This is a genomic window from Microbispora rosea (assembly GCF_044460045.1).
GTDB classification, from domain to species: domain Bacteria; phylum Actinomycetota; class Actinomycetes; order Streptosporangiales; family Streptosporangiaceae; genus Microbispora; species Microbispora rosea.
Genome location: NZ_JBITJO010000002.1, coordinates 240,327 through 251,256 on the forward strand (window position 1 = coordinate 240,327; position 10,930 = coordinate 251,256).

General features: G+C 71.9%; 8 protein-coding genes. 6 read left to right on the forward strand and 2 right to left on the reverse strand.

From position 1 onward, the window contains the following. The first annotated feature begins 32 nt into the window (after window positions 1–32). From ACIBK1_RS08565 to ACIBK1_RS08575, 3 genes are read left to right on the forward strand one after another with little or no spacing between them, the layout of a single operon-like run. Complete coding sequence (locus ACIBK1_RS08565) at window positions 33–989, forward strand: ABC transporter permease subunit (protein WP_143734114.1); 957 nt, start codon at window positions 33–35, stop codon at window positions 987–989. Continuing rightward, window positions 989–2,719 carry a branched-chain amino acid ABC transporter ATP-binding protein/permease gene (locus ACIBK1_RS08570; RefSeq protein WP_030505135.1) on the forward strand — a complete coding sequence of 577 codons (1,731 nt, stop codon included), beginning with the start codon at window positions 989–991 and terminating at the stop codon, window positions 2,717–2,719. Before ACIBK1_RS08565 ends, ACIBK1_RS08570 begins: the two co-directional genes overlap by 1 nt. Before the next feature lie 19 nt (window positions 2,720–2,738). After that, window positions 2,739–3,509, forward strand: coding sequence for an ABC transporter ATP-binding protein (locus ACIBK1_RS08575; protein WP_051761094.1), 771 nt, complete (start codon window positions 2,739–2,741; stop codon window positions 3,507–3,509). A gap of 82 nt (window positions 3,510–3,591) precedes the next feature. Here ACIBK1_RS08575 and ACIBK1_RS08580 read toward each other — a convergent pair whose 3' ends face one another. Beyond that, window positions 3,592–4,815 (reverse strand): ABC transporter substrate-binding protein, encoded by a 1,224-nt coding sequence (locus ACIBK1_RS08580; RefSeq protein ID WP_030505137.1) that lies wholly within the window; start codon window positions 4,813–4,815, stop codon window positions 3,592–3,594. A 124-nt stretch (window positions 4,816–4,939) separates the two neighbouring features. On the opposite strand from ACIBK1_RS08580, the gene ACIBK1_RS08585 reads away from it, so the two are divergent. The 3 genes from ACIBK1_RS08585 to ACIBK1_RS08595 all read left to right on the forward strand — a co-directional run bounded on the left by ACIBK1_RS08585 (window position 4,940) and on the right by ACIBK1_RS08595 (window position 9,790). After that, a complete protein-coding gene (locus ACIBK1_RS08585) occupies window positions 4,940–5,422 on the forward strand; it encodes a hypothetical protein (protein ID WP_030505138.1) in 483 nt (160 codons plus the stop codon). Between the two features lie 249 nt (window positions 5,423–5,671). Continuing rightward, on the forward strand, window positions 5,672–8,059 hold the full coding sequence (locus ACIBK1_RS08590) for a WD40/YVTN/BNR-like repeat-containing protein (protein ID WP_156080680.1): 2,388 nt from the start codon (window positions 5,672–5,674) through the stop codon (window positions 8,057–8,059). Between the two features lie 162 nt (window positions 8,060–8,221). After that, entirely contained in the window at window positions 8,222–9,790 is a 1,569-nt protein-coding gene (locus tag ACIBK1_RS08595; RefSeq protein ID WP_030505140.1) for a pentapeptide repeat-containing protein, read from the forward strand. Between the two features lie 51 nt (window positions 9,791–9,841). On the opposite strand, the gene ACIBK1_RS08600 is transcribed toward ACIBK1_RS08595, so the two are convergent. Next, window positions 9,842–10,897 (reverse strand): mechanosensitive ion channel family protein, encoded by a 1,056-nt coding sequence (locus ACIBK1_RS08600; RefSeq protein WP_081903159.1) that lies wholly within the window; start codon window positions 10,895–10,897, stop codon window positions 9,842–9,844. Window positions 10,898–10,930 lie beyond the last annotated feature (33 nt).

Consider the following 10,930-nt stretch of genomic DNA (forward strand, 5'->3'; position numbering starts at 1 on the left):
TCATCTGATCGAGGACGGGAGGACGGTGTCCGGTGAGTGGAGGAGTGGCCCTGCAGGCGATCCTGAGCGGGTTGGCTCTGGGTGCGGCCTACGGCTTGATCGCGATGGGCTTCACCCTCGTCTACCGGCTCACCAGGGTGATCGCGTTCGCGCACGGCGATCTCGTGGTCGGCGGCGTCTTCGTCGGTGTGCTGGCGGTGCTCGGGACCACGCCGGTGGCGGCGGCCCCGGGCCTGGCGCGCTCCGCCGGACTGGCGGTGCTGGTCGTCGCCGCCGGAGCGGCACTGTCGGCAGGTGTCTATTTCATCGCCGTGAGGCCCTTCCTGCCGGGAGCCGGGCACCGGTCCACCGGCGGGGACGTCCTGGGCTGGGTGGCGGGTGGCCTGGCCGCCGGGCTGCTGATCCGGGAGGTTCTCGGGCTGGTGCTCACGCAGGACGCCTACGCGGTGCCGGATCCGTTGCGCCTCGGCCGGTTGACGCCTTCGGGGGTGCTGCAACTGCCCGGGGGAGGCACGGTGGCGGTTCGCACGCTCGGTGTCATCGGGATCGGATTGGCCGTGGGGATCCTGGTCGAGCGGCTGCTCGTGCTCACCCCCGTCGGCACGGCGATGACGGCGGTCAGTGACGATCCCACCGCTGCCGCGCTGCTCGGCCTTCCGGTACGGCGGCTGGTGCTCGTCGCCTTCGTGGTGGCCGGCGCGCTGGCCGGTCTGGCGGGGCTTTTGATCGCGCCGGACCGGTCGCTCGGCGTCGACGACGGCGTCGTCCTGGGCCTCAAGGCGATGGCGGCCGCGCTGCTGGGCGGCCTTGGATCGGTGCGCGGCGCGCTGGCCGGAGGGCTGGCGCTCGGCGTGATCGAGTCGTTGATCGTCGCATCGGACGTTCTCGGCCCGCGCTTCGCCGACGTGGCGCCGCTGGCCATCCTGTTGATCGTGCTCGCCCTCGGGCGGCAGGGCCTGCGATCACCGCTGCGTGAGGACCCGGAGTGATGGTCGAGCTGGCACACCACCTGTATCTGCTGGTCGCGGTGCTCGGGCTCGCCCTGTCCGTCTCGTACGGAGGGCAACCCGTCCTGTGCCAGGGCGCGTTCCTGGCCGTGGGCGGCTTCGGCGTCGCACATCTGGAACGCGCGGGATTGCCGCTCGCCGGCGCCGTGCTCGTCGGCGCCGTGCTCGCGGCGTGCGCCGGCTACCTGGTCGGCCTGCTCACGGCTCGGCTGCGCGGCGCGGCGATCGCGCTGTCGACGTGGGCGTTCGCCTGGCTCGTGTACGCGGTCCTCGATGCGTTTCCCACCGTGTCCGGCGGCAGCCAGGGGCTGGTCCGCCCGTCGCCGGCCCGCCTGCACTCACCGGTTTTCGATGTGACCGTCACTCTCACCCCGCTGGCCCACGTCGTCGTGGCGGGATCGATGTGCCTGCTGACGCTGGCCATGGTGGCCCGGCTGACCCGCGGGCCGGCCGGACTGGAGTGGGCGGCCCTGCGCGAGGCCCCCGCGCTCGCCACGTCCCTCGGGGTGCCGGTGCTTCGCCGCAGAGCCGCCCTCTTCGCCACGACCGCGGCCGTCGCGGCGGTGTCCGGCGCGGGCATCACCGTGCTGCTCGGGGTCGCCGCCCCGTCCGACGTCTCGCCGCTGCTGTCTCTCCAGCTGTTCGTGGCGGCGCTGATCGGGGGTACGGCGCGGCTGTGGGGACCGGTGCTCGGCCTGCTCGTGATCGCCGTGATCCCGCCGCTGGCCGACGGGCTCGCCGGCGCGGCCGGTCTGCCGGCCGAGGCGTCAGGCGGCGTGCTCACCGCCGTGGCGCTGGTCGCGGTTCCGCTCCTCCGCGGGCCGGTCGAACGGTTCGCGGGCCGGTGGCCGGAGCGCACGCGGCGCCCGGGTGAGCCGGTGGAGGACACCGAGGACCTCGCCCCCCGCACCGCAGCCTCCCGGGAGGCGGTGGTGCTGACCGCCCGAGGGCTGGATGTCGGCATCGGGGAGACGGACATCCTCACGGGGGTGGACCTGGAGGTGCGGGCCGGACAGGTCCACGCGCTCATCGGGCCCAATGGCAGCGGCAAGACGACGGCCCTGCGCGCCCTCGCCGGCGCCCTGCGGCCCAAGGGCGGCCGGATTCTGCTGGAGGAGACCGACGTCACCGGGGCCGGCCAGCTCGAAATGGTCAGGCGGGGGGTGACCCGGACGTTCCAGCGCACCGTCGGTCTTGAGCGGCTCAGTCCCTACCGTCAGCTGCTGCTCGGCGCGCGCGGCGGGTCACCGGTGCCGTTCGCCGCCGTCCGGCACCTTTTCGCGAGTGAGTCGATGCGGGACCACGCGGCCGCCGCCGACCGCGAGGCGTGGAGGGTGCTGCGACTGACGGAGCTCGCCGGGCGCGCGTCCGACCGCCCGGGGGATCTCGGCGCCGGCGAGCAGCGCCTCCTGCAGGTGGCCCGCGCCGCGGCGACCGGGGCGCGCGTGCTCCTGCTCGACGAGCCGGCCGTCGGCATGACCGGGCCTGAACGCGTCGTCCTGGCCCGTGTCCTGCGCCGCCTCGCGGCGGGCGGCGCGGCCATTCTGCTGGTCGAACACGACCTGGCGCTGGTGCACGGCGTCGCGGACAGGATCACCGTCCTGGATCGCGGCCGGGTGCTGGCGAGCGGAACCCCCGAGTCGACCGCCGCCGACCCCGCCGTACGCCGGGTCTACCTCGGTGACACCGACCCGTCGTCCGCGCGCGGCTGACGCGCTGAGAGGAGACTGCGTGGCCCTGCTAGAGGTCCGCGGGCTGTGCGCCCGCCACGGCGCCGTACCGGTGCTGCACGATGTGTCCTTCCATGTCGGGCGCGGCGAGATCGTCGCGTTGCTCGGCGGCAACGGCGCGGGCAAGACGACCGTCGCCCGTTGCGTGTCGGGGCTGCACCGGCCGAGCTCGGGCGAGGTGACGTTGGACGGCCGGGACATCACCCGGTGCGATCCCCGGCGGATCGTGCGATGGGGACTGAGTCACGTGTCCGAGGGCAGACGCGTCTTCCCCAGTCTCACAGTGGAGGAGAACCTCACTCTCGGCGCCTACCTCGACGGCCGCCGCACGCACGTCGTCGCCGAGCGCCGAGAGGGCGTCTACCGGACTTTTCCGCGCCTGGCCGAGCGGCGCACGCAGCGCGCCGGCAGCATGTCCGGCGGAGAGCAGCAGATGCTCGTCATCGGCCGCGGCCTCATGTCCGCACCCGCGCTGCTGGTCCTCGACGAGCCGTCGGCCGGTCTGGCTCCGGCCTCGGTCGCCGCGCTCGGCGAGGACATCGCCGCCATTCGAGCCGGGGGCACGGCCGTTCTGCTCATCGAGCAGCACCTGCAGCTGGCTCTGCGACTCGCCGATCGGCTCGTCGTGCTGCGGGACGGTCACGTGATCCTCAGCGGGTCCACCGAGGAGGTGGCGGCCGATCCGCGAATCGGCAGGATGTACTTCGGCGACGGCGACTCCCCGGATCGAGTCGTGCCGGAGACGCGCCAGGCGCACTCCTCCCCCTCCTGAGGACCGGGCCTGCTCCGGTAGTCGCGGTGAGCCGCCCGGGCTTTCCGGGAGGTACCGGCGCGCCTCCCCGTGGGTGACGCCGTCAGTCCTGCAGCTGGTTCACGGAGGGGAGGGTGTCGGAGAGCGGGTCGTCGCCGACGGGTTCGAAGACGAAGCCGTGGAAGCGGGCGAAGTACATGTCGCTGGGGTTGACCCCCTCGTGCTGGTCGGCCGCGTAGCCGCGGTAGTCGCCGTTGGCGCCGGTGACGCTGATCTTGTTCAGAGCGTCCATGAGCGGCTCGCCCGGCGCGCCGGCCTCGCTGAGCGACGCGGCGACCAGGCGCACCGAGTCGTAGGAGAACATCGCCCAGTCCGGCGGCTGCACGACCTGCTTGCCGTCCTGGCGGACGCCGACCAGATCGACGCCCATCTTCGCCTCATAGCCCGCGCGGAACTGCTCGAACGGCGCCGGGCCGACCTCGCTGGTCATCCGGAACGAGGCGAAGGTGACCTGGTCGAGCCAGTCCGGATGCTCGGCCAGGCGCCGGCGGACCAGCGGGTCCTCACCGGTGGGCCCGGTGTAGACGGGCACCTCCCAGCCCAGCGCGTGGACGGCCTGGATGACGGCGATCACGTCGCTCGCGCTCGCCCACACCACGAGCCTGTCGGCGCCCGCCTGCCGCGCGGCGAGCACCTGGGTGGTCAGGTCGGACGAGCGGGCCGGCGCCTTCTGATCCGCCACCACCTTCACCTCGTCGATCTTGAAGGCCGCCAGCAGCGCGGCCCGGCCCTGTTCCCCGTAGGTGGAGTCGTCGCTGATCAGGCCCACCTTGGGGTGGCTGTTGGCGATGTAGTCGGCGAGCCTGCGCGCCATGGGCTTGTTGGCCGGCGCCATCCGGAAGAGGCTCGGCCGGTGGACCGGGTCGATCAGCTCGTCGCCGCCTTCGAAGCAGATGAAGACCGGCAGGTGCGCGGGGTCGGTGATCGGCGCGACGGAGGCCGCCCCGGTCCCGTCGGTGAGCAGGACGGCCGCGTGGTCGTCGACCGCCTTACGGGCGTTCGCGGCGGCCTTGGCCGGCGAGCCGGCGTTGTCGAGCACGGTCAGCCTGACCTTGCGGGCGCCCGACGGGGTGGTGACCCCGCCGTGTGCGTTGAGCTCGTCGACCGCGAGCCGGGCCCCGCGTTCGATGAAGGCGCCGATCCACGGCTCGGTGGACATCGGCGCGCTGACGACCACCTGGAACTCGTTGGCAGACGTCCCCCGTGATCCACCGCCCGCGCAGGCCGAGACCAGCACGAGGAGCGAAGCGAGCCACATCGTCACCATTCGTGGCGTGTGGCCACGTCGGTAAACCTGATAGCGTCGCCGCCCACGGGCGAGTCCGCCCGTTTCGAGGGATTCCTGCCCGATCATGCGCAGGACCTTATCTTACGTCTGAGGAATCCGTTTCATGAACTTCGCACGACTGATCGCTACGGCGAGCATCGCCGTCGCCGCCGTCGCGTCGCTCGCCGCCTGCGGGGAAACTTCGAACGACGCCGCCCAGGAGAGCCCGGCCACCGCTTCGACGGGGAGCGCCGCGCCCGCGGGCAACGGCATCCCCTGCTCGCAGGCCGGCGACCTGAGCGGCACGCCTGAGCGGAAGCCGCCCGCGGACCTGCCGTTGCCGCCCGGCGGGCAGCTCTACATGTCCAAGGGCCCCTTCGGCAAGACCGAGTTGTTCTTCGTCGCGAAGGACGCGGACCCCACCAACCTCGACGGTGTTCGTGACGAGGCCGCCGACGTGCTCGCCAAAGCCGGATACAAGATCGAGCGCAAGGACCAGGAAGAGGGCTCGGAGGCCGAGGCCCACCTGTCCGGACCGCACGAGGTGGCCATCCAGGTGATCCAGCTGTGCGAAGGAAAGGTCCGGGTCAAGTACACGCTCTCGTAACGGGCGGACCCACGGCCCGTGGCCGCTTCCTACATTTGTCGCATCGATCCAGTCGGCTCCGCCGGCCGGGAACGTGCTGCTGGAGGCGGTGCACGGGCCGGCCTGTCCGTTCGACGTGGCCGCACGGTACGGCCGATTACGGTCAAGAAGTATCTACCTTCGACAGATGTCGCATTGACCAAATACTGCCGCTCTCTTTACCTTTTGTCCCCGGCTGTCCGCTGGGGACGGGTGCGAGGAGGCGTTGGTATGAGACGTAAGGTCCCGATGAGGCGGCATGCGCTGCCCGCGATCGGCGCGGCGGGGTTGCTTGCCTTCGCCGTGTCGGCTTTGACATTCCAGGGGCCCGCGTTCTCGGGTCAGGCCGCCCTGTCCGCGGGGAGCCAGACGAGCGCCTCCCTGCAAATTCCCGGTGAGGAGGAGGACGGCGGCCCCACCGAGCCGGCGGACTACCTCACCCAGAAGTTCACCTCCGGCCAGGACGTGAGGCCCGCGCAGATCAAGCAGGCGGTCCAGCAGTCCAAGGCGCTCAAGCCGGGCAGCGGCACCTGGGACCTCCTCGGCCCCTCGAACATCGGAGGCCGCGTCACCGACCTGGCCGTCGACCCCGCCCACCCCGACACCTTGTACGTCGCGGCCTCCGGCGGCGGCGTCTGGAAGAGCACGGACGCCGGCGACACCTTCGAGCCGGCCTGGCCGAACGACAGCACGCAGACGGTGGGCGCGCTCACGATGGGCCCCGACGGCACGTTGTGGGCCGGCACCGGCGAGGCGAACCCGTCCGGCGGCGGTCTGACCTACTTCGGCGACGGCGTCTACAAGTCGACCGACGGCGGCCGGCACTGGCAGCAGTGGGGTCTCACCGACAGCGCGGCGATCGGCAAGATCGTCGTCGATCCCACGGACCCGCAGACGGTCTTCGTCGCGGCCGCCGGGAACCTGTCCGGGTCCGCGAGCGAGCGCGGCATCTACCGGCTGACGAACGGCGGCAAGGACTGGAAGCTCGTCCTGCCGACGCCGAACGCCACCACGGGCGGCGTCGACCTGGCGATCGACCCGACGAACCCCAAGCGCATCTTCGCGACGTTGTGGGACCACCAGCGCAACAGCGGCCGCCGCCTCTACGGCGGCGTCGGCTCCGGTCTGTTCCGCTCGGACGACGGCGGAGAGACGTGGAAGCGGCTGGAGAACGTGACCGGCCGGCATGCCTCGGACGCCACGGGCACCGGCCTGACGAGCGACGCGAGCCTCGGCCGCATCGGAGTCGCGATCGCCCCGAGCGACCCGAACCGGGTCTACGTGATCTCCGGCAACACGTACGGCGCCGACAAGGGCTTCTACGTCTCGGACGACGGCGGCGACTCGTTCGCGCCGAGCGGCCGCGCGGGCGCCTCGAGCGGCTACGAGTGGTGGTTCGGGCGGCTGTGGGTCGACCCGAAGGACAAGAACCACCTGTTCAACGCCGACGTGAACCTGCGCGAGTCCAAGGACGGCGGCGCGACGTGGGCCACCTCCAGCGGACCGCACTCCGACCAGCACATGGTGCAGTGGGACCCGAACGTCCCGAGCCGCGTCTACCTCGGGAACGATGGCGGTGTCTACCGCTCCGACACCAATGGCGCGACCCGCTCGTGGATCCACGGGACGTACCAGCCGTTCAACCAGTCGTACCACCTCGCGGTGGCCAGCGACGACCCGACCCGGCTCGCCTCCGGCCTGCAGGACAACGGAAGCCACCGCACCTGGACCGCCACCGCCGCGCCTTCGGACCTGATGCAGTGGAACTCCTACGGCGGCGGTGACGGCCACTACGTCGTGATCGACCCGAGCGACCACAACATCTACTACGAGTGCTCCCAGGGCGGAAGCTGCACGCGGCACGAGGACGCGAACGGCACCACCCGCAACATCCGTTTCGGGACGCGGCACTCCTCGCGGATCACGACGGACGCCCCGGTCGTCCTCGACCCGAGCAACCCGTCGGTCGTGTACTTCGGCGGCAACGTGCTCGACCGGTCGACCGACCGCGGCACGACCTTCACGCAGATCAGCCCGCCCGGGGACTTCCTCACCGGACCGGTGCCGGCGGAGCAGGACGACCCGGGGTCGTACGGAGGCATGTACGCCACGATCACCGCGATCGGCCCGGCGAAGACCGACGGCAACACGATCTACGTCGGCACCGACACCGGCCGGCTCTGGAAGACGACCGACCTCGGCGCCACCTGGACCGAGTTCACCGGCAAGGGCCTGCCCGTCCGGTGGGTCAACTCGATCGTGGTCGACCCCTCCAACGCCGACCACGTGTACGTGGCCTACTCGGGCTACCGCGAGGGCGACAACGCGGCGAACATCTGGGAGACGACCGACGGCGGCAACAGCTGGAAGAACATCAGCGGCAACCTGCCCAACGCGCCGGTCGAGATGCTCGCGTACGACCAGCCGAGCGACCAGCTCTACGCGGCGACCGACTTCGGCGTCTTCTACGACAAGAACGGCAAGAAGAACTGGAAGCGGGTCGGCGCCGGCCTGCCCAACACGCCGGTGCTCGACATCACGATCACCGGTGACCGCAAGACGCTGTACGCGGCGACGTTCGGCCGCAGCGTCTGGAAGATCGCGCTTCCGCAGCAGTAACCGGTCACACCCCTGACGGTCGAGGAGGGCGGGCCCACAACGGGCCCGCCCTCCCTGTGTTTCCGGACAGGGTCATCTCCGGAAGCGGCCCGGTGCCGCAGCCGATTCGCTCGCGCCCGATTCGATCGCGTCCGAAGATCGCGCACATATATGGTCGGCCCCATGGCAAGATCGCGGCCTCCTTTCCACCGGCTCACCCCCGCCGAGCGACGGCTGTGGGAGGCCTATCCCACCGGCGCCTGGGTCGACCTGCGCGAGGGCCACGAGGCGGACCCTTCCTCCGGCGGTTCCTGGGGCCGCTCGCGGGTGGTTCGGGCGGAGGTGATCTCCGCCCTGGTTCTCGACCGGGGCGCCGGCGGGTCGGCCCGGGTGCCGGGCGTCCGGCTCGCCGGGGCCAGGATCATCGGCGATCTCAACCTCTCCGACGCCACGATCGAGGCGAAGGTCCACCTGCTCGACTGCCACATCGCCGGAACGGTCTCGTTCAACGACGCCAGGACCAGGGGCGTACGGCTGCGGCGCTGCGACATCCTCCGCTTCCGGGCCAGCCGGGCCACGATCGACGGGCTGCTCGACCTCGACGGATCGACCGTCCATGCGGGGGTGCGCCTGGACAACGCCCACGTGACCGGGCAGCTCCGGCTCTCCGGCACGCGGGTGGGCACCCCCGGTGAGGCGCCGTACCGGGAACCGGGGGCGGACCCGTCGGAGGCGGGCTCCTGGAACGGCCCCGAGGGATCGGAGGAGCCGCGCACCTGGGAGTCGGTCGCGCTGTGGGCCGGCGGGCTGGTCGTGGACGGCAGCGCCTTCTTACGCGACATGCGGGCCACGGGCGGCCTGCGGCTGATCGGCGCCCGCTTCTCCAGCGGGCTCTACCTCCAGGGCGCCGTCGTCACCGCGGACGGCATCCCCGCCGTGCACGCCGACCACATGCAGGCCGCCGCTGCCGAACTCGGCGGGGGCTTCACCGCCCAGGGAACCGTGCGGCTGCGCGGCGCCCGGATCGGCGGGGTCCTGTCGTTCCACGGGGCGGTGCTGCGGGCGCCTCGCCGGGTGCTGCACCTGAGCCACATGCAGGCCGACGAGCTCATCCTGCTGCCCGAGTCGATCGAGGGCGAGGTCAACCTCGGCTACTCCCGCTTGGGAGTGCTGTTCGACCATCCGGAGAGCTACCGGGACGACGTGCGGCTCAACGGGCTGACGTACGAGTCGCTGCGCGGCCCCGCGACCCTGGCCGACCGGCTCTCCTGGCTGCGGCGCGACCCCGGAGGCTACTACCCCCAGCCGTACGAGCAGCTCGCCGCCTACTACCGGCGCATCGGCCACGAGCCGGACGCGCGCCGGGTGCTGCTGGCCAGGCAGCGGGCGCGGCGGCGGACGCTGCGGCTGCCCGGGCGGCTGTGGGGGCGGCTGCTCGACGGGCTCGTCGGGTACGGATACCGGCCCTGGCTCGCCGGACTGTGGGCCGCGCTGCTCCTCGCGACGGGCACGGCGATCTTCACGCAGTGGCCGCCGCACCAGATCGGGCTGGACGAGTCGCGCCACTTCAACGCCTTCGTCTACACGCTCGACCTGCTCGTGCCGGTGAGCGTGTTCGAGCAGCGAGGCGCCTGGGAGCCGGCCGGATGGACCCAGTGGCTGGCGAACGGCCTGATCGCCGCGGGCTGGATCCTCGCCACCGCGCTCATCGCCGGCGCGAGCAGGCTCCTGCGGCCGTCCAACGCCTCCTGACACCGTCACCACTCCTACGGCCCGGTTCGAGGAGAGGGCCGATGAGACGGCTCAGCGCGCGGGAGTGTCGACGCGCAGGCGCGGAAGGCTCTCGGGGTACTTCTCCCGGACGAACTTCACCAGGTGCTCGCGGATGTCGCAGCGCAGGTCGAAGGCGCTCGCGGAGTCGGCCGCGCTCATCAGGGCGCGCAGCTCGACCAGCCCCTCCGGGGTGATGTCGGTGACCTGCAGCGTCCAGTCCTTCTGGTCCCACAGCGGGTTCTCGCGCAGCGCCCGGTAGAGCTCGGTGCGCACCTCGTCGACCGGGATCGACCAGTCCACCCGGAGGTACACGCTGCCGAGGATGCGGCTCTCGTGGCGCGTCCAGTTCTCGAAGGGGTTGCCGGTGAAGTAGGACACGGGCAGGATGAGCCGCCGCTCGTCCCACAGGCGCAGCGCCACGTAGGTGAGGGTCAGCTCCTCGATGCGGCCCCACTCGTCCTCCACCACGACCACGTCGTCGAGCCGCAGCGCGTCGCTGAAGGCGAGTTGCAGCCCGGCCAGCAGGTTGCCGAGCGTGGACTGGGCCGCGATGCCGCCCACCACGCCCGCGATCCCGGCGGAGGCGAGCAGTCCCGCGCCGAGCGCCCGCACCTGCGGGAAGGTGAACAGCATCGCCCCCAGCGCGAGCACCACCACGACCGCCGCCGACACCCGGCGCACCAGCGCGATCTGGGTGCGGATGCGCCGGGCGCGGCGGTTGCGCTCGCCTTCGACCCGCGTGAGCCGGTCGAGGACGACGTCGGTCACCGCGTACGCCGCCTGGATCAGCAGCCAGGTCACGCACGCGATCAGCAGCAGCGCGAGCACGCGCTGGAAGCCGTGGGAGCCCGATCCGGGCATGCCGGGGTCGTAGGCCGCCTTGACGGTGCCCGTCACGGCCGAGGCGAAGCCCGGCCAGGTGCACCGGCGCACGAACGGCCCGGCGAGCGCCCACCGCTCCCCTATCAGGCGCGATTTCAGCACCCGCCGGACCAGTTCCACCGCGACGATCGCGGCGGCCACGGCGATCGCCAAGGTCGCCCAGTTCCACGCTGCCGTTGTGACGGCGCCCCCTGTCGTCGTCATGGCGTTCCCTTTGCCCTTTATGGGAGCGCCGAA

Excerpts from the sequence above, each read along its gene's own strand:
- ACIBK1_RS08570 (WP_030505135.1), top strand. The coding sequence starts at position 989 with ATGGTCGAGCTGGCACACCACCTGTATCTGCTGGTCGCGGTGCTCGGG.
- ACIBK1_RS08600 (WP_081903159.1), bottom strand. The coding sequence starts at position 10,897 with ATGACGACGACAGGGGGCGCCGTCACAACGGCAGCGTGGAACTGGGCG.
- ACIBK1_RS08595 (WP_030505140.1), top strand. The coding sequence starts at position 8,222 with ATGGCAAGATCGCGGCCTCCTTTCCACCGGCTCACCCCCGCCGAGCGA.
- ACIBK1_RS08580 (WP_030505137.1), bottom strand. The coding sequence starts at position 4,815 with ATGGTGACGATGTGGCTCGCTTCGCTCCTCGTGCTGGTCTCGGCCTGC.
- ACIBK1_RS08585 (WP_030505138.1), top strand. The coding sequence starts at position 4,940 with ATGAACTTCGCACGACTGATCGCTACGGCGAGCATCGCCGTCGCCGCC.
- ACIBK1_RS08590 (WP_156080680.1), top strand. The coding sequence starts at position 5,672 with ATGAGACGTAAGGTCCCGATGAGGCGGCATGCGCTGCCCGCGATCGGC.